We start from the raw sequence: 18,060 nt of genomic DNA on the forward strand, positions 1-18,060 counted from the left end.
GGGGGCAGATCGTCGCGGTCTCTATTGTCAGGCAGATTGCGGCGTAGGGTGTTACGAATACGCACTCCTTATCCACGCGCGGGCGTTGTCGCACCAGGGACCCGTCAGCATCGAGTCGGCTCGATACCCTCAAACCGGGAACCTAGCGGACGTACCATAGGCCGTGGTCGTAAAAGACAGACAGGATCTTGTGATCGGCGGTGGCGTCTCGCGCCAGACTGCTCGCTACGGTCAGGCATGCGGCAGCCGTGTTGCCCGCAAGAAAGCCGGACGTGCGTGCAAAGGATTTGCGTGTGTTCAAGACCTCGTCGTGCGAGACGGTCCTGATCTCACTGATCAGATCCCAATCGAGAAAGGGCGGCACGACGCCTACCGACATTCCCTCGAGTTTGTGATCCGAAAATATGCCGTTCCGCGAGTCGCATCCTTTCGGCTCCACCAGGACGACAGTGACCGAATACCCCGCCAGTGTCAGTGCTTTGGCAATTCCGACGAGGCTGGCACCCGTGCCGGCGCACGACACAAAGGTCAGTCTTTCTACCAGAGGCCACGCTTTAAGTTGCGCTGCGATCTCGGGCCCGGTCTCGAATTCGTGAGCGGCGACACTGGCAGGGTTGCGAAATTGGTCGGTATAGAAGTAGCTGCGCTCATTTTCTGCCTCGTGCTCTAAATGCCATTGCACTACCTCACGCGGTGTCGCACCACGTTCGAGCATGTCGAGTCCGATAAGCCGGGCGCCGTACAGTTCGAGACAGCGGCGTTTGACAGCACTGAAGCCCAGCCCAACTGCAAGTTCGACAGGCACGCCATACGCCTGACATGCGAGCGTGAGTCCGAAGCCAAAGTTGCCACCGGTTTTTTCAATCACGGTGGTTTGTCCCGGGACAATGTCGCCGGTTTCGACTGCACTGCGAACAATATAGCGAGCCGCGCGTACTTTGTGGCTGCCGCCGGGATTGTCGCATTCGAACTTGAGAAGAAGTCCGGGTTGAATCTCGCGAAGCGGTGTGACCCGAACGTCGTTGCTGATGGCAATGTCGGCGTTAGCGCGCGTATGAACCAGGTTGACCGTCATGACGGAAGCGCCTCCGCATTTCGCGCCGGGGCTTCTCGCATGCACACCCACGTAAAGGCGCCGGCAATCGCGCAAAGAGCGAGGCAGAGCAGGTTTGTGTTTCGCCAGCCGATCAATGTTTGCAGTACGGCTGGGAGAAAAGCGCCAGCGGTTGCGCAGATTGCGATGATGGAATCGTTGATGCCCTGCATCCGGTGTCGGTTGCGGTCAGTCACAGTGCAGGCCAACAGGGCGCCGCCGCCGACGTAGCCGAAATTCCATCCCACGCCGAGTAAGATCAGCCCCGCGACCATCGCCCAAAGACTCACGGCCCAGATACCCAGCGCCGCCGCACACGCCAGCAAAAGGTAGCCGGCGAGAAGACAGTTACGGTGGCCGACCCGGACCAGGATCGCGCCGGTCACGAAAGATGGTGCGAACATTGCGATAACGTGACCCTGAATGGCAAGCGAACTGGCATTGAACGAGACGCACATCGATTCCATGAGAAGCGACGCCTGAACCATCAGCAGATTCATAATCAGGTAGCTCGACGCAGAGGCGACTATCGCGGGTGCAATGCGGGATGTGGCGACATTGGGTGAGTCAACCGATTGAATAGCGGTTGGGGGAGAGTCAATTGGACGCCAGAACACGACTAACGCAATGGTGATGAGCCCCAGCAGAACAAAAGACGCATAGCAGAGAGAGAACGTTGCAAAACCTCCGACATCCTTCAGTCCGATCGACAGCAGAGGGCCACTAATCGCGGCAACGAGGCCACCGGCTACCACTAGCGATACGGCCTTCGGGCGCATGGGTTGTGCAAGCCCGTCAACGGCGGCAAAGCGATAGAAGTTCGCGAAAGCGACATAGATGCCGAGCATTCCGTGCGCGGCGATCAGTTGCAAAAAGCCGTGCCGCGTGGTCGCGTCATAGCCGATAACGCCTGCTGCAATCAGAAACATTGCGCCGAGCAGAAACGCTTTTTTTCGACCATGGCGACGCATGAAACTTGCGGCCGGATAAGTAAAGACAGCGACCGCCGCGAACTGGACGCCATATGGGACCGTAGCCCAAGCGTGATTGGGCGCGAGCATGTCGCCTGCCAGCGCGGCGATGGTGACGGACACCACTGCCGCCGTGAGGTTAATGGCCTGGCACAGCGCGAGAAGATAAGTCATGCCGGGCAGCTTGCCTTGGTTGGCTTGGCTCAACCGCGACGTGGCGTCAATGCCCTTCATGGCAGCATTCCCGCCAAAGTGTTGTGACACTTCCCGTCATGGAACACGGCGGTGTCGAAGCGCGCATTGTCGAATTGGCATGACAGGCGTTCCTTCCCGGATCCCATGCTCTTGCGACGAACACGGATACGCCCTATGGGCGCTGTGCTGCCGATGTGCGTGCCGCCGCAGGGCATGACATTGTCTTCACATTGCCAATAACGCGCGTCGACATGGTTCGGATGCGCATAGGTGTGAACTGCGCTGCCGCGAGCGACAAAGTCGTTGGCGATGTGTTCGATAGCAAGCACTTCCTCCGGCGTAAAACGGTTGTTGACGGCGAAATCGAAGCGCGCTCCGTCAGGCCGGATATGGCATCCCAGCGTCCATGCAACGGCATCGAGTCTAATCCTGCCGACGCCCAGATACACCAGATGCGACGCCGTGTGGCTCAAGGATAGTCGAGCCCTGCGCAGCGTATCGATGCTGACCTGTATTTCGTCGCCCTTCGTCAGCGTCGCGAGATGGTGGACGTCCTCGGCATGAATCACATGCTCGACGACACCTCCTGTCTGGATGTCCGGAAAGTCGGGAATGTTGGCGCGTTGTCCGTACATCTTGCGCGCGTGAATGAACCGGATTGCATTGCCATCCAGCAGCGTTAGCGTACCGATATCCGACTCCTGACCGCCTCCTTCGGGATAGGCGACCGTGGCGTCCAATTCGACATAGTCATTGCCGATCTTTGAAACGATTGCTTTAACTCGAAATAAAGAGTTATCCGAATAGTAGAGCTTGTTGGTGCACCTTGCGATTGAAATCATGAGTGGATTGACCTCGATTCTTGCGATCCGGTGACGCGAGCCGTGGCAGTGCCACCCCGAACGATTTGCGTCTCGGACCGAAGCGTGACAATGGAATTCGATTCGATGTCTTGTGTGACACAGCAATGCGTGCCGATGAATACGTCGTTGCCGATCTGAATGTTGCCGAAGACGCGCGCGAATGCTCCGATCTGCACGCGATCGCCGAGCGTTGGGTGACGCCTGGACGACGGATTGTTTGCGATACCCGCGGCGCCTAAGGTGACGCCGCCTAGCAGGTAGCAATCGTCTCCGATAACGCAGGTCTCGCCAATGACCGAACCCCAGCCATGATCGAGAACAAAGCACCGGCCGATTTGACATCCGGGATGTATTTCTGCGCCGGACAGGAGCTTGCCGCGAGCCGAGACGAGTGATGCATAGGCTTCCAGTTCATGGCGCGGGAATGCGCTGACATCGGCCATAGTCATCAGCGCATGCGCGAGACGGTAATGCAGAATCGCTTTGTATGACGTAGACCCCATGAGAGCGGCCATTGTCGACCCGCGTTGCGCCGGATCTTTCGAGAGAAGGGCGTTGAGATCTTCATCCGCGGACGCGCATGCCTGCGCAAAACAGTGATGGGAGAAGACTGCTGCGGTCAGCGCCGGTGGAACGCACTCTATCAGGGCGGCTCGCAGAAGATCTGCAACCGGGAGATCAAAGCAAGGAGTCTGGTTGACGGGCAGTGCTACACCGTCGCCGCTCGAATTTAGAAGAAAGGCTGGCGGTGAATCACATGCGATGGAGTTATTTAGAATGTCTCTCATGATTTTATAATCTGTATAGGAATACATATGGATTAGTGTGCCGCAAAATATACCTGTCATGGTGTGCGAAATTTCCCAAATTCCAGAGATCCACTAACTATGACCGCATAGGCTCACCAAACCACCCCACCATTTCTATTACATACGAGGTAATTGGCGAGTCTCGACCACACGCCTAATCTTCGGTTGTCGCGCGGTTCATCCCGAGCCGCTTGCTCCAATCGAGGACATATCATGTCGACGTTTCAGATTCACACCATCGACTCCGCGCCGGATCACTCCAGGCCCGTATTGCGGCAACTTCAGGAGACTTTCGGCTTCATTCCCAACATCGCGGGGGCGATGGCGGAATCGCCCGTGCTGATCGGCGCCTTCATCAACCTGTTCCAGAGAGTCCACGCAGGCACTTTCACGGAAGCGCAGATCCAGACGCTGCTGTTGACCAACGCCGTGACCAACGCATGTGCGTGGGCGGTGGCGTTTCACACCGCATTGGCGCTGCAGGAGGGGCTCGCCGCCGCCGACGTCGATGCGATTCGCAAAGGCTGCGCGCCCGCGGACGGTCAGCATGCCGCGCTTTCAGCACTGACGAAAACCGCGATCGAGAAGCGCGGACATCTCGACGGGCACGACATTAGCGCTTTCTTCGAAGCCGGCTTCCGTCGCGATCAGGTGTTCGAAGTGCTCGCGGTCGCGGCGGCGTCGACGATCACGAACTACGTGGGCAGCATCACGCAGCCACCGCTGGAAGCGCAATTCCAGATTCACGCCTGGCAGGCTTGAGCGCGCGAGCGACGTAATGTGCCGCGCCAGCGAGTATGCTGACCGGCGAGCCACGCTCGAGTGGCGGGGGCGGCGCGTCATGAAGCGGGACGCTCCCCGCTCGCTCAAGTGTCTGAATCGACTTGCGAGCGAGAGAATGACGAATCCTGCGAATCCATTGAAGAAAGCGGCGCCGAACGATCTCGGCGTGCTGTTGCGTCACTGGCGAGACGTGCGCGGCATCAGCCAGCTCGACCTGTCGTTCAGGGCCGGCGTCTCGCAACGTCATATCAGCTTTATTGAAAGCGGACGCAGTGTGCCGAGCCGTCAGATGCTGATGGATATCGCGCAAACCCTCGACATACCGCTTCGCGACCGCAATACGCTGCTGTTGGCGGCGGGCTATGCGCCCATGTATGCGGACGGCGCGTGGAACGCCCAGGAAATGCAGAGCGTCACGAAGGCGCTCGGCCGCATGTTGCATCAGCATGAGCCGTTTCCGGCGATGGTCATGGACCGCTACTGGAACGTGCTGATGACCAACGACGCGGCGCCGCGCTTTTTCAATTGCTTCATCGATATGGCGGCGCGCAAAGGGCCGCGCAATATGCTGCATCTGATTTTCGATCCGCGCGGCATGCGCCCGTTCGTGGCGGACTGGCAAATCGTGGCGGACAGCCTGATCCAACGGGTCTACCGGGAGTCGGTGGGGCGTGTGATCGACGAACGGACGCGGGAGTTGCTGGACGAACTGCGTGCCTATCCGGCCGTGCAAACCAGCTTCGGGCGAGGCCATCCGCCGGCGGCGGATGCTTCGACGGCGGCCATGCCTGTCATACCGATCGGCTTCGTCAGGGACGGCCACGTCCTGAAGTACTTCTCGATCGTCGCGAGCGTGGGCACGCCACAGACAATCGCGGCGCAGGAACTACGCCTCGAATGCATGTTCCCCGCCGATGAAGAAACGGAAGCGCGTCATCTGGAGATGTTCGACGCGGCGCCACAGGCGCCGCGCTAACCCCGTCCGCAAGGGGTTGGCGCAACCGCTGCTGAAAGCTGGCGGCGCTTCCCAGCGCCGCACCCGAGCATCAGAACCTGTGCCGCAAGCCGATACTGACAATCGCCTGGGATTGCGCGGACGACGAGTGGCCGTTGCCCTTGTCGCTGACCGACGCGGTGGCCGCGACCGGATTGCCGAGCGCATCCAGCGTGCCGCCCGACGCGTGCTGATAGCCGCCCATCAGATAGGCCGTCGAACGCTTTGAGAGCGCGTATTGCGCACCGAGCGTCACGTTGTGATATTGCGCACGCTCATCCACGCCGTCCACTTCACCACCGCGCGTGTAGCTGTAGCCCGCGAACAGTTGCACGGCCGGACGGATCGTCCATTGTCCGAATACGCCCGCGACATTGAACGTGGCATGTCCCTTGAATAGCGAGTCGGCGCCGGAGCGGTATTGCACGTTGCTGTAATTCACACCCACAATCGCCGGGCCGAACGCGTAGGTTGCGCCCGTCGCGATGATCTGCTGCGATTGCGCGCTCGCGTAGCCCTCATTGATCGATGAATTGAACAGGCCGTCGTCCGTGCCGCTCCACTTGCCGTGGGTCGTGTCCAGCGGACCGCTCTTGCTGTTGTCGGAGCGCTCGTAGCCGACGCCCACATGCAGCGGTCCGTTGCCGTAAGCAGCGCCCACGCTCCAGGTGTTCTGCTGCTTAAGACTGCCGGGCTGGCCGCCGAAACCGTACAGCGCGCCGAATGTGAAGCCCGAATAGTTCGCGCTCGTGTACTTGATCGAGTTGTTCACGCGCGCGGTCTGATCGAGATCGTCGATGTCGCCCGGATGCGCGCCGTAGCCGCCGACCATCGCGACCGGTGCGACAGGCGCGACGAAATCGTTCAGCGAAGTGTACTGACGGCCCAGCGTGATCGTGCCGTATTGCCGGCTGCCGATGCCCACATAGGCCTGACGACCGAACAAACCACCGTTCTGCCCGGTCTTGCCGTTCGTGATGTCGAAGCCGTCCTCGAGCTGAAATAGCGCGTTCCAACCGCCGCCGAGGTCCTCCTGCCCCTTGATGCCCCAGCGGCTGCCGGACAGGTTGCCGCTCGTCAGGGCGACGTTCGAGTGGCCGCTATAGTTGCCGGTGGTGCCGGTGCGCTCGTTACTGCGGTACGAGATGCCCGCATCGACGATGCCGTACAGCACGACAGAACTCTGCGCGCACGCAATGCCGGCAAAAGACATCAAGAGGGGTGCGGCAATCCATTGCTTTTTCATCGTTGTTTTCAGTCCTGGTTGGAACGTCTATCTCAAGTCGCCTGAATGGCGATCTCTCTTTTTTCCGCGCACGGCAGAACCCGCTCCTGACCAACGGAGCGGACTGCGTGAAGCGGGGGAAGGGGTAACAGGAACGGGTACTCACCACCGCGCGCCCCGGGTGGCGCGTCCCAATACGGGACGCGCCATGCGAGGCAGCCTGTGGTCAGTGGCTCAACGCAGCGCCGGGCGGCAACCCGGGGGCGTGCACAGTCACTGTCTTGCGGACTTTGGCGACGTCCGTCGCACTGACCGTCGTGCCGGTGTTGCCCCAACTGTTGCGCACGAAGTTGGTCACGTCGGCGACTTCCTGATCGTTCAAGCGCCAGCCGAACGCGGGCATGGTGAACGAGGAGGGCGCGGTCTTCGTGCCTTCGAGCGTACTGCCGGTGAGCAGCACATGAATCAGCGAGGTCGCGTCCTTGCCCTGCACGACCGGATTGCCGCTCAGCGCCGGAAACACGCGGTTGTAGCCGCGACCATCGCTGCGATGGCAAGCGGTGCAGTTGTCGCGATAGACGGCAGCGCCCGGCGCGGTGGCGTCGCCCGAGCGCAGCGCGCGCGCGGCCTTGTCGTCGTACACGTACGGCGTTTCCTTCGGATCGCTCGACGGCAGCGTCTTCAGATAACGCGCCATTGCGGTGAGATCTGCGTCGTTCATGTGCTGCATGCTGTGCTGCACGACATCCGTCATGCCGCCGAAAGCCGCGCTGTGCTGCGTGCGTCCGGTCTTCAGGAATTGCACGAGATCGGCTTCGCTCCACGCGCCGATGCCGGTGCGCGGATTGCCGCGCAGACTCGACGGAATCCAGCCGTCGATCGTCGCGCCGCCCGCGAGGAACGCCGGACCGTCGAGGTCGCTCAACGCGCGTTCCTGCATCGTCGCCGCGCGCGGTGTATGACAGGCGCCGCAATGGCCGAGACCTTGCACGAGATAGGCGCCGCGAGCGACGACCGGATCGGCGTAGTGCGTCGCGTCGAATGAAACCGGCTCGGGCGCGAACAGATGGCGCCAGATGCCGAGCGGCCAGCGCATCGACAGCGGCCAGACGATATCGACCGGACGGTTCTTCTGGTTGACCGCCGCGACGCCTTGGGTGAAGTATGCGTACAGCGCGTGCATGTCGTCTTCGCTCAGGCGTGCATACGAAGGGTACGGCATGGCCGGATACAACGTATCGCCGTTCGGCTTCACCCCCGCGCGCACCGCGCGGTCGAACTGCGCGAACGTCCACGCACCGATGCCGCTGTTGCGGTCCGGCGTGATATTGGTCGAGTAGATCGCGCCGATCGGCGTGTCGAACTTCAGGCCGCCGGCAAATGGCTTGCCCGCGCTCGCCGAGTGACACGCAATACAATCGCCGGCGCGCGCGAGGTACTCGCCACGCGCAATCAACGTCGCGTTGCCCGGGTTCTGAGGCGCTGCCGCGTGCGCGGCGAATGTCATGGCGCTCAACGCGGCGGCTGCGAACCACGACGCCGCGCTCACGCGCCGGATTGCCTGCGTGAGGCGTTTGAAATTGTTTTTCTTCTTCATACGCTCACCAGCGGCCCGGGGTTCTTCAGATACTGCGTGCGGATGGCGCGCGCCGACCAGTAAGCGAGCGCCGCGGCAAGGCCGGTCGGGTTATAGCCGATACCTTGCGGGAAAGCAGACGCGCCCATCACGAACACGTTATGCACGTCCCAGCTTTGCAGGTAGCGGTTCAGTACGCTCGTCTTCGGATCGGTGCCCATCACCGCGCCGCCCACCAGGTGAGTGGTCTGATAGCGGCGCGAGTCGAAGTGCGCGCCGAATTCGCGCGTGTAGACGTTGATCGATTTCGGACCCATTTGCTGCGCGATCTTCTGCATCTGGCCGGTCACGTAGCGGGCCATCTTGATGTCGTTGTCCTTCCAGTCGAAGGTCATGCGCAGCAGCGGCTGGCCGTACGAATCGCGGTAGGTCGGATCGAGATCGAGGAACACGTCGCGGTACGACATGTTGGTGCCGTGCGCGTCCATTGAAATGGTGTGCGCGTAGTGGTCCTTCACCGACTTCTTCCAGTCGACGCCCCAGTTGGGCGTGCCCGCCGGCGTCGCGATGCCGCTGATCGGCTTGGTGCCCGCCTGGTTCACCCACAGCGGCGAACCGCCTACAAAACCGAGCGGGCCGTGATCGAAGTTGTCGGCGTTGAAGTCGTCGACCGCAATGCCGTTGCCACCCGCGCCGATGAACGGATTGGTGAAAGTGTCCTTGTCGAAGAACGCGGTGATGGTCGAGAGGTTCTGATAGGCGAAGTTGCGGCCGACCACGCCTTCGCCCGAGATCGGGTCATACGGCTTGCCGATGCCGGACAGCAGAAGCAGATGCACGTTGTGATACTGGAACGCCGCGACGATCACCAGATCGGCCGGCTGAAACACTTCGTTGCCCGCCGGATCGACATACGTCACGCCTTTGGCGCGCTTTTTCGTGTCGTCGAGGTCGACCCGCAGCACGTGGCAGCGCGAGCGCAACTCGAAGTTCGGCGATTGCTTTAGCGCGGGCAGGATATTCAGGTTCGGCGACGCCTTCGAATACATGTAGCAGGCGTAGCCGCTGCAGAATCCGCAGAAATTGCAGGGACCCATCTGCACGCCGTACGGGTTCGTGTGGGGCCCCGACGTATTCGCCGAAGGCAAACGATACGGATTCAACCCGAGTTCGCGCGCGGCCTTGCCGAAGCGTTCGGCGGAATAGGTGTTCAGTTGCGCGGCGAGCGGAAAGTTGTCGCTGCGTGGCGCTTCGTAAATGTTGCCGTCGCCGACCACTTTGCCGTTGACCTTGTACGCCTGGCCTGAGGTGCCGAACACTTTTTCGGCGAAGTCGAAATGCGGTTCGAGTTCTTCATAGCTGACGCCGTAATCCTGAATCGTCATGCCTTCGGGAATGAAGCGCTTGCCATAGCGTTCTTCGTAGTGACTCTTCAGACGCAGTTCTTCCGGCGTGATGCGGAAATGCACGCCCGACCAGTGCAGCCCCGCGCCGCCCACGCCTTCTCCCGGCAGAAACGCCGCGAGTTGCCGGTACGGCATCGCCGTATCGCCGACGTTATGACGGATCGACACGGTGGTCTTCGAGAGGTCGAGGAACAGCTTCTTGCGGACGTTGTAAGTCAGTTCGTCGATCGTGTTCGGATACGCGCCGTCCGGGTAGGTGTCGCGATACTCGCCGCGTTCGAGCGCGAGCACGTTCAGTCCCGCTTCGGTGAGTTCCTTCGCGAGAATCGCGCCGGTCCAGCCGAAGCCGACGATCACCGCGTCGACATGAGGTTTGGTTTGAGTAGACATCAGCTGCGCTTTCCTTCGATCGACACCGGGCCATACGGATAGGCCGCGCCGTTCTGATTGACGAAGTCCATGAAATCGGCGCGCGCGCCGGGGAAGCCGATCATCTTCCAGCCGGCCATGTCGCGATTGCCGCCGTGGATCGGATCGCAGAAGTAGCCTTCGCGTGTGTTCTGCAGGAGTTGGCCGAAGAAAGTGGCGGCCGGCACGTCGGCGAGATCGATCTTGCCTTTCTCGAGCGCGGCGAGCACGGTGTCGCGCGTGGCGGCGTCGAGGGCGTCGAATGAATGCGCGTAGGTCTTCGCGCAATACGCATTGACCGCCGCAATACCGAGCCGGTAGAGATCGCGCGGCACCAGCTTCAACTGGTAGCCGAGTTCCGGCACGCCTTGCGCGAACGGACCCTGCATGTACCAGAGCGCGCCATGCGCGTACGGCGTATCCATCTGCCGGTCGATGAATTCGGGCACGCCGGCTTCGACGGCGCCGGGGCCTTGGCTATCCGCCGGAATCAGACGGTCGACCGCAGCGTGAATGAACGCCCATTCCTTCGCATCGAAGAAATGCGGCTTGTAGTCGGGGCCGGATGTGGGGTTTGCGGACGCGTTGGCGCTCGAACCGGTCGCGGCGTTGGTCGCGGACGGCTTGACGTCGCAGCCGGCGAGCGTGCCGGCCGGAACGAGGGCAATAGCCGTGCGCAAAAAGCCGCGGCGCGAGCTGAGAGGGGATGAAGGCATGTTGTTGTAGTCACCAGATCGGAGCGCGCCATTGCGCCCCCGGGCAGTCATCGGAATGCCGGCGGTATCTTAAATGGAACCGGTTCCAAAGTCTTTTAACTTTTTTACAATAAGTTGTTTCATGAAGTGATGAAATGCTGGGTTTTTATAAAACTTCCTTTGGAATCAAAGGTGTTTTTGGCGTAAGGCAGGGTGGTGGCGAGTGCGGAGCGTGGGTTTCGCGACTCGGTTGCGGCGCGTGCGCAACAGGCGGCGAATGGACGACCGGGAGCGTCTGCTTCGAGGAAGAAGCCGCAGGCGCGGCTCGTGGACGCTGGCGGTGCGCGCATTCGTCTGCGTTACACTTGCCCATCTTGTTTGCCGCGTCCCTTCATCCTGATGCCGGGTTCGCTATTGCGTTCTTCGACCGCGCGGGACATGAAGGAACAACAATGGAAAACCTTCTCAAGAAGCTCGATCTGACTTCGTTGCGCCTGTTCGTCGCTGTCTGCCAGGAGCGCAATATCGCGCGCGCGGCGGAGCGGGAGTTCATTGCGTCGTCGGCCGTGAGCCGGCGCATCGCCGAGATCGAAGCGGTGATCGGCTTGCCCGTGATCCAGCGTCAGTCGCGCGGCATTGCCGTGACGCCGGTCGGCGAGACCGTGTTGCGCTACGCGCTGGCGATCATCGGCAATATCGAACAGATGAGCGCGGAACTGTCGCGCTTCTCGTCGGGCGCAAAGGGGCGCGTGCGGTTGGTGGCGAATCTGTCCTCGATCGTGCAGTTCCTGCCGGAAGACGTGGCCGCGTTCGAACGCGCGTTTCCCGAAGTGTCGATCGAACTGGAAGAGGAGAACAGCACCGACGTGCTGCGCATAGTCGGGGAGCATGGCGCGGACTTCGGCATCTGCAATCCGGTGGCCGGCAGCGAAGCGTTCGAGCAGGTGCCGTACCGGCAGGACCGGCTGGCGGTGCTGGTGCCGGGCGGCCATCGGCTTGCCGGCGCGCTGCGCGTGAGGTTCGACGAACTGCTCGACGACAGTTTCGTCGGCCTGCGCAGCGAGAGCGCGCTGACGCAACTGCTCACGCAGCAGGCGGCCAGTGCGGGGAGGCAACTCGACGTGAAGATCCGCGTGAGCAGCCTCGACGCGCTGTGCCGGATGGTGCACGCTGGGCTCGGCATCGCGATCGTGCCCGAGCAGGTTGGGCTGCTCTATGTGAATGCGCTCGACGTGCGCCTACTCTCGCTGAGCGATGAGTGGGCAGTGCGACGCCTCATCATGATCTTCAAGGCGCGCGACCAGTTGAGCGCGAGCGCGGCGGCGCTGGTCGGGTTTCTCGGCAAGGGCGTTTGATCGCTGCGGCGGCCGCGAATTGGCGGAGGCATGTCTTTGCCGATATGTCCTCTGCGAACGATGCGTCGAAGCCTGGCTCATGTCGGAAGTAATCGCGCCAGCCAACGCCGATCATCGCCAAACGAGAGGTCTGCGTTGCCGCACCGGCACTTCGGCATTGCCCGCGCGCGCCGTATAGTGAGCGCAAGGAGAATGCTCATGCGCGATACGATTCGTCTGGACGGCCGCGTGCTGTACCTGTCTCAAGACCCCGCGGTGATCGAAGCCCAACTCGCCGGCGAAAATTTCACGCGCGCCGCGGCGGGCCTGTTGCGCGACAACGTTTCCACCGACGAGATCACGCCGGTCACCGTCATGCTCACGTATGACGAACGCCTCGGCCAGTATCCGTACGTCGGTTTCAAAGCCGGCGAGCGCATGCCGATCGGCCGCAATGCGGTAAAGAACGGCGGCTTTCAGGTGACGGTGGCGGGCAAGCGCTACGGCAAGGGTTCGTCGCGTGAATCGAGTCCGTTGGCTGAACTCTCGGCCGGTATCCGGCTGATCGTCGCGGAGAGTTTCGAGCGCATCTATCAGCAGAATTGCGACAACATCGGCATTCTCACCACGACCGATTTCTCCGTGCTCGATCGCTTGAGCGCGGGAGAAGCGGTGCCCATCGACGAGTTTCTCAAAGGCCGCGACGCGCTCACGCAGCAGATCATTCGCAGCGGCGGCCTGCTCGCGTACAGCAAGTTCGCCGACTGGCCCGCGCCGCGCGCAGCCGATGACGCGGAGATTGCGCAGCCAACGGAGCCGAAGACGCTGGTCGAGAAGATCATCGAACGGCATCTGCATCCGGGCAGCTTAGGGGCGCAGCGCGGTGACGGCGTCTTCATTGCGGCGGACTGGCGCTTCAGTCACGATTACTTCACCGGCATGTGCGCGCACCTCATGCACCGCGCGTTCGGCAAGCCGGCGCCGCTGCATGCGCCGGATCACATCATCGCGTTCCAGGATCATCTGGTGCTCGCTTCGCAGAGCATTCCGCACGTGCGTGACGGTTTGCTGCCGGGCGTCGCCAATCTGATGGAAGGCCATACGTCGTTCTCGCGTGATTATCCGGTTCGCTCGCACGGCGCGCTCGATGGCATGCCGGGCTCCGAAGGTATCTGTCATGCGCTGATGGCCGAGCAATACGCATTGCCGGGGCAAGTGGCGTGCGGCACCGATTCGCATACGCCGCATTCGGGCGCGCTCGGCTGCCTCGCATTCGGTGCGGGCGCAACGGAAATCGCCAATAGCTGGGTGACGGGTTACGTGCGCTGCAAAGTGCCGGAGACGTTGCGCATCGAAATCAGCGGGCAATTGCGCGACGGCGTGACCGCGAAAGACGTGGTGCTGCATCTTTTGCAAATGGACGCGATCCGCTCGGGTGGCGCGATCGGTCTGGTGTTCGAATACGGCGGCGCGGCCGTGCGCGCCATGTCGATCGACGAGCGCGCGACCTTGACCAACATGGTCGCGGAACTGGGCGGCTTCACCGGTATCGTCGAACCGGACGAACGCACGGTGGCGTTTCTGAAAGAGCGGCGCGGCGTGGATTTCAGCCTTGAAAGCTGGATGAAAAGCGATGCGGGCGCGATCTATCGCGACACGATTCAGATCGATGCAAGCGCGATCGAGCCCATGCTCGCGCGTCCCGGCGATCCCGGCAACGGGGTGCCGGCGCCGCAACTGGAACAGGACGTCGCTATCGATATCGCTTACGGTGGCTCATGCACCGCAGGCAAGCGCGAGGATTTCGACTTCTATCACGAGGTGTTGCGCTGGGGCGTCGAGCAGGGCCTCCGTGTACCTGAGGGCACGCGTCTATTTCTGCAGTTCGGCACCATGGCGGTGCGCGCGTATTGCGAGGAACAGGGCTATTTGCAGGTCTTCGAGCGCGCGGGTGTGACGCTCGTCATGCCGGGCTGCGGGTCGTGCGCGAATTGCGGGCCGGGCCAATCGGCCGAGGCGAACGAGGTGACGATCAGCGCGATCAACCGCAATTTCCCGGGCCGTTCGGGGCCGGGCAATGTGTGGCTCGCGAGTCCGTATACGGTGGCGGCGAGCGCGTTGGCCGGAAAAATCACCACCTTCGAGCAATTGAAGCGCGTGCACGGCTAGAATGCTGGCCGGACCTCGGGTCCGGCATCTTCATCGCGCGTATGACGCACGAAAGTACGAGAGGCCGGCACGAGACCGGCCCCGTGAGCTATAGACTTTTGCGGTCGACAGAGGAGACAAACAACATGGCATCCCCAGATCATGCCGGTTCCGTCGCGAAGAGCGGCGGCGCGGCGTATTCCGATATCGCGGCGACCCGTGCGGCTGCAGCCGCGGCCACGCCGCTCGACGCCGGCAGCATTTCCGCGCGCCTCGACCGGCTGCCCGCCACACGTTCTGTCTGGAAGCTCGTGGTGCTGTTAAGCCTCGGCTTCTTCTTCGAACTCTACGATCTGTTGTACTCGGGTTATGTCGCGCCGGGTCTCGTCAAAAGCGGCCTGCTGAGCGCGACCACGCATGGCCTGTTCGGCACGACCGGCGTTGCGAGTTTCATTGCCGCGCTGTTCAGCGGCCTTTTTATCGGCACGATCGCGTGCGGCTTTCTGGCGGATCGCTTCGGACGCCGCACGGTGTTCACCTATTCGCTGCTCTGGTACACGGCGGCCAATGTCGTGATGGCGTTTCAGGAAACGGCTACCGGGCTGAACTTCTGGCGCTTCGTGGCGGGCGTCGGCATCGGCGTCGAACTGGTGACGATCGGCACGTACATTTCCGAACTGGTGCCCAAGCAGATTCGCGGCCGCGCATTCGCGTGCGAGCAGGCAGTCGGTTTTACGGCGGTGCCGGTGGTGGCGTTTCTCTCGTATCTGCTGGTGCCGCGCACACTGCTCGGCCTCGACGGCTGGCGCTGGGTCGTGCTGATTGGCGCACATGGCGCATTGTTCGTGTGGTGGATTCGCCGCGCGTTGCCGGAAAGCCCGCGTTGGCTCGCACAACAAGGACGTCTTGCCGAAGCCGATCGCGTGATGAGCGAGCTCGAAGCGAAAGTGCGCCACGAATACGGTCGTGAGTTGCCGCCGCCCGCAGCGTCGGTGCCGGTGGCGCCGCGCGGCAGCTTCCGCGATATGTGGGTGCCGCCGTATCGCAGCCGCACGCTGATGATGACGATCTTCAACATCTTTCAGACGGTGGGCTTTTACGGCTTTGCGAATTGGGTGCCGACGCTGCTGATCAAGCAGGGCATTACGATCACCACGAGCCTGATGTATTCGAGTGTGATCGCGCTGGCCGCGCCGCTTGGGCCGGTGATTGGGCTCTTCATTGGCGACCGCTTCGAGCGCAAGACAGTGATCGTGGTGATGGCGGGTGTGAACATCGTCTGCGGGCTGTGGTTCAGTCAGGCCTCCGGCGCCGTGCTGCTGGTGACATTAGGAGTCTGTCTGACGCTTGCCGGCAACATCATTTCGTATAGCTATCACGCGTATCAGACTGAGCTTTTTCCGACCAGCATTCGGGCAAGGGCGGTGGGCTTCGTTTATTCGTGGAGCCGGTTTTCGGCTATTTTCACGGCGTTTCTGATCGCGGCGGTGTTGAAGGAGTTTGGCACCACGGGCGTGTTTGTGTTCATCGCCGGGGCGATGCTGATCGTAATGCTGGCGATTGGATTGATCGGGCCGCGCACGAAGGGGCTCGAGCTGGAGAAGATCTCGAAGTAGCGAGCCGCCCGTCTGATGCGGGCGTTTCGTTTTTTTGGTGAATTGAACGCTAACGCCGCTCCAATTCGCCATCGCGCACGCGCCATAGAGACAACGGATTGCTGTCCTGTAGCGCAGGCGGTAGCAATTCCGGCGGTAGATTTTCGTAGCAGATCGGCCGCAAGAAGCGATCGATCGCGGTTGCTCCGACAGACGTAAACCGACTGTCGGAGGTCGCCGGATACGGTCCGCCGTGTACCGTCGCATAACCAATCTCGACCGTATTCGAGAATTTGTTCACGAGGATACGGTTTGTCTTGCTTTCGAGCACGGGGATCAGGTGTCGGGCTAAGTCGAGATCGGTTGATTCCATATGCAAGGCCATGGTCAGTTGGCCGCGCAGACTGGTTGTCAGTTCGATCAACTCATTCTCGCTCTCGCAGCGGATGAGGACGGCCGCTGGGCCGAACATCTCGCCGGCAAGCTGGGGCGCGGCGAGTACTTCAGCGGCGTCAACCTCGAAAATTTCGGACTGCCCTTCTAAACGGCCTTTGGGCGCAGTTCCTTTCGCGATGCTGAGACTCGACCTACCTTCTCGACTACGTTTCGCTTCACGGTTGAAATTGTCGTAGATTCCGGGGCTGAGCATCGGTTCCGCTCGTACCGCCGACAGTGCTTCCGCCAGTGCCACACGCAAGTCCTCGAAGCCCGCGCCATCAATCGCGACGATCATGCCTGGCTTCAGACACATCTGGCCAACACCGGCTGTCATGCGTTCTACGAAGTGCGCAGCAATGTCTGGCGCGCGGGTCCGCAATGCCGCTGGCAGAACGAAGTTGGGATTCACACTTGTCATTTCAGCGAAGACGGGAATCGGCACCGCACGCGCCGCACCTCGGCGAACGAGTGCCATGCCGCCGCCTTCCGAGCCGGTGAAGCCAACGGCCCGAATGGCCGGATGATCCACAAGTGCTTCGCCTACCGCATTGCCGTGTCCGATCAGCAGTGAGAACACGCCTTCGTGCAGCTTGCATTCCTCGACGGCAGCCTGTATCGCCTTGCCGACCAGTTCCGATGTGCCGAGGTGCGAGCCGTGTGCTTTCACAACGACGGGGCAGCCCGCCGCGAGCGCAGAGGCCGTGTCGCCTCCCGCCACCGAATAGAGGATCGGAAAATTGCTCGCACCGAATACGGCGACGGGGCCGATTGGTATCTTCTGCATGCGTAAATCGGCTTTAGGCACCGGTCGACGCGCGGGATCGGCGGAATCGATCGTCGCGTGACGCCAGCGTCCGTGGCGTACCACGTCGGCGAACATTTTCATCTGCGCAGCCGTGCGCGCCGTCTCGCCCTTGATACGCTCAACGGTTAAACCCGTTTCACTTGCTGCACGTTCGTACAGTACATCGCCGAGTGCAAGCAGATTGTCGGCCGCGCGTATCAGGAACGCGCCGCGAGTTTCGGGTGAAGTGTGCCGATATGACTCGAAGGCCTGCAACGCGAGCGTGCAGGCGTCATCTACATCCTTCAGTGTCGCGACGCCGAAGGAGGGTTCAATCTCGGTGCCGAGGCGTGGGTCGAAAGCCTTGATAGTGTCCGCCGTTCCAAAGCGCGATGCGCGGCCGATCGACATTTCACCTGCAACTTTCATCATGAGGTTCTCCAGGTTCTTCAAGCAAACGTGTTATCCGGATATGGCGAATGCATGCGTAGACTGCGATCTGTCGCCTGTGGCAGACGCGCTGTCCGAGAATGGCCAGATCGATGCCCCCGCTGCAATGGCTGCCGGTTCAAAGCGTGTCTTCAAAGGGCCGCAAAAGGAAAAATGCGGCCGTTCCCGGAGGATAGTTAATCGAAGCTCTCCCTCGGCGCATGTCGGTATCGTCACCATGCTAGGTCCGCGTGTTTGGCTCGTCCTTAAGCCTGATTAAAACGTCCTTAATTCGAGTTATGGGTATCAGTGTC

The 18,060-nt window shown here is 61.4% G+C and carries 14 protein-coding genes; 5 read left to right on the top strand and 9 right to left on the bottom strand.

Annotated elements, in window-relative coordinates:
• Positions 1 to 142: 142 nt before the first annotated feature.
• Genes P0D71_RS01080 through P0D71_RS01095 form a run of 4 tightly spaced genes read right to left on the bottom strand, consistent with a single transcriptional unit; the run spans position 143 to position 3,937 of the window.
• A complete protein-coding gene (locus P0D71_RS01080; protein ID WP_408478886.1) occupies positions 143 to 1,075 on the bottom strand; it encodes a PLP-dependent cysteine synthase family protein in 933 nt (310 codons plus the stop codon).
• A complete protein-coding gene (locus P0D71_RS01085; protein WP_408478887.1) occupies positions 1,072 to 2,298 on the bottom strand; it encodes an MFS transporter in 1,227 nt (408 codons plus the stop codon). The genes P0D71_RS01080 and P0D71_RS01085 overlap by 4 nt, the downstream gene beginning before the upstream one ends.
• Positions 2,295 to 3,101, bottom strand: a complete 807-nt coding sequence (locus P0D71_RS01090; protein WP_408478889.1) for an alanyl-tRNA editing protein — start codon at positions 3,099 to 3,101, stop codon at positions 2,295 to 2,297. Before P0D71_RS01090 ends, P0D71_RS01085 begins: the two co-directional genes overlap by 4 nt.
• Entirely contained in the window at positions 3,098 to 3,937 is an 840-nt protein-coding gene (locus tag P0D71_RS01095; RefSeq protein ID WP_408478891.1) for a serine O-acetyltransferase, read from the bottom strand. The genes P0D71_RS01090 and P0D71_RS01095 overlap by 4 nt, the downstream gene beginning before the upstream one ends.
• Positions 3,938 to 4,144: 207 nt before the next feature.
• Between P0D71_RS01095 and P0D71_RS01100 the strand changes: the two genes are divergently transcribed.
• Entirely contained in the window at positions 4,145 to 4,693 is a 549-nt protein-coding gene (locus tag P0D71_RS01100) for a carboxymuconolactone decarboxylase family protein (protein ID WP_408478893.1), read from the top strand.
• Positions 4,694 to 4,829: 136 nt separating this feature from the next.
• Positions 4,830 to 5,690 carry a helix-turn-helix domain-containing protein gene (locus tag P0D71_RS01105; RefSeq protein ID WP_408478895.1) on the top strand — a complete coding sequence of 287 codons (861 nt, stop codon included), beginning with the start codon at positions 4,830 to 4,832 and terminating at the stop codon, positions 5,688 to 5,690.
• A gap of 70 nt (positions 5,691 to 5,760) precedes the next feature.
• On the opposite strand, the gene P0D71_RS01110 is transcribed toward P0D71_RS01105, so the two are convergent.
• The 4 genes from P0D71_RS01110 to P0D71_RS01125 all read right to left on the bottom strand — a co-directional run bounded on the left by P0D71_RS01110 (position 5,761) and on the right by P0D71_RS01125 (position 11,039).
• A complete protein-coding gene (locus P0D71_RS01110; RefSeq protein WP_408478897.1) occupies positions 5,761 to 6,954 on the bottom strand; it encodes a porin in 1,194 nt (397 codons plus the stop codon).
• 205 nt (positions 6,955 to 7,159) lie between these two features.
• Entirely contained in the window at positions 7,160 to 8,530 is a 1,371-nt protein-coding gene (locus tag P0D71_RS01115) for a c-type cytochrome (RefSeq protein ID WP_408478899.1), read from the bottom strand.
• Entirely contained in the window at positions 8,527 to 10,305 is a 1,779-nt protein-coding gene (locus P0D71_RS01120; RefSeq protein ID WP_408478901.1) for a GMC family oxidoreductase, read from the bottom strand. Before P0D71_RS01120 ends, P0D71_RS01115 begins: the two co-directional genes overlap by 4 nt.
• Positions 10,305 to 11,039, bottom strand: coding sequence for a gluconate 2-dehydrogenase subunit 3 family protein (locus P0D71_RS01125; protein ID WP_408478903.1), 735 nt, complete (start codon positions 11,037 to 11,039; stop codon positions 10,305 to 10,307). Before P0D71_RS01125 ends, P0D71_RS01120 begins: the two co-directional genes overlap by 1 nt.
• Before the next feature lie 431 nt (positions 11,040 to 11,470).
• Between P0D71_RS01125 and P0D71_RS01130 the strand changes: the two genes are divergently transcribed.
• From P0D71_RS01130 to P0D71_RS01140, 3 genes are all read left to right on the top strand, one after another.
• Positions 11,471 to 12,373, top strand: a complete 903-nt coding sequence (locus tag P0D71_RS01130; protein WP_408478905.1) for a LysR family transcriptional regulator — start codon at positions 11,471 to 11,473, stop codon at positions 12,371 to 12,373.
• Between the two features lie 198 nt (positions 12,374 to 12,571).
• Complete coding sequence (locus P0D71_RS01135) at positions 12,572 to 14,521, top strand: aconitase family protein (protein ID WP_408478907.1); 1,950 nt, start codon at positions 12,572 to 12,574, stop codon at positions 14,519 to 14,521.
• A 125-nt stretch (positions 14,522 to 14,646) separates the two neighbouring features.
• Complete coding sequence (locus P0D71_RS01140; protein ID WP_408478909.1) at positions 14,647 to 16,116, top strand: MFS transporter; 1,470 nt, start codon at positions 14,647 to 14,649, stop codon at positions 16,114 to 16,116.
• A gap of 49 nt (positions 16,117 to 16,165) precedes the next feature.
• Here P0D71_RS01140 and P0D71_RS01145 read toward each other — a convergent pair whose 3' ends face one another.
• Positions 16,166 to 17,746 (bottom strand): aldehyde dehydrogenase (NADP(+)), encoded by a 1,581-nt coding sequence (locus P0D71_RS01145; protein WP_091809213.1) that lies wholly within the window; start codon positions 17,744 to 17,746, stop codon positions 16,166 to 16,168.
• Positions 17,747 to 18,060: the final 314 nt, after the last annotated feature.

This window comes from Paraburkholderia sp. RL17-383-BIF-A (assembly GCF_046028015.1).
Taxonomy (GTDB): domain Bacteria; phylum Pseudomonadota; class Gammaproteobacteria; order Burkholderiales; family Burkholderiaceae; genus Paraburkholderia.

Coding starts and splice junctions, on each gene's coding strand:
- P0D71_RS01110 (WP_408478897.1), bottom strand. CDS start 6,954: ATGAAAAAGCAATGGATTGCCGCACCCCTCTTGATGTCTTTTGCCGGC.
- P0D71_RS01140 (WP_408478909.1), top strand. CDS start 14,647: ATGGCATCCCCAGATCATGCCGGTTCCGTCGCGAAGAGCGGCGGCGCG.
- P0D71_RS01090 (WP_408478889.1), bottom strand. CDS start 3,101: ATGATTTCAATCGCAAGGTGCACCAACAAGCTCTACTATTCGGATAAC.
- P0D71_RS01120 (WP_408478901.1), bottom strand. CDS start 10,305: ATGTCTACTCAAACCAAACCTCATGTCGACGCGGTGATCGTCGGCTTC.
- P0D71_RS01130 (WP_408478905.1), top strand. CDS start 11,471: ATGGAAAACCTTCTCAAGAAGCTCGATCTGACTTCGTTGCGCCTGTTC.
- P0D71_RS01095 (WP_408478891.1), bottom strand. CDS start 3,937: ATGTATTCCTATACAGATTATAAAATCATGAGAGACATTCTAAATAAC.
- P0D71_RS01080 (WP_408478886.1), bottom strand. CDS start 1,075: ATGACGGTCAACCTGGTTCATACGCGCGCTAACGCCGACATTGCCATC.
- P0D71_RS01115 (WP_408478899.1), bottom strand. CDS start 8,530: ATGAAGAAGAAAAACAATTTCAAACGCCTCACGCAGGCAATCCGGCGC.
- P0D71_RS01125 (WP_408478903.1), bottom strand. CDS start 11,039: ATGCCTTCATCCCCTCTCAGCTCGCGCCGCGGCTTTTTGCGCACGGCT.
- P0D71_RS01105 (WP_408478895.1), top strand. CDS start 4,830: ATGACGAATCCTGCGAATCCATTGAAGAAAGCGGCGCCGAACGATCTC.
- P0D71_RS01100 (WP_408478893.1), top strand. CDS start 4,145: ATGTCGACGTTTCAGATTCACACCATCGACTCCGCGCCGGATCACTCC.
- P0D71_RS01145 (WP_091809213.1), bottom strand. CDS start 17,746: ATGAAAGTTGCAGGTGAAATGTCGATCGGCCGCGCATCGCGCTTTGGA.
- P0D71_RS01085 (WP_408478887.1), bottom strand. CDS start 2,298: ATGAAGGGCATTGACGCCACGTCGCGGTTGAGCCAAGCCAACCAAGGC.
- P0D71_RS01135 (WP_408478907.1), top strand. CDS start 12,572: ATGCGCGATACGATTCGTCTGGACGGCCGCGTGCTGTACCTGTCTCAA.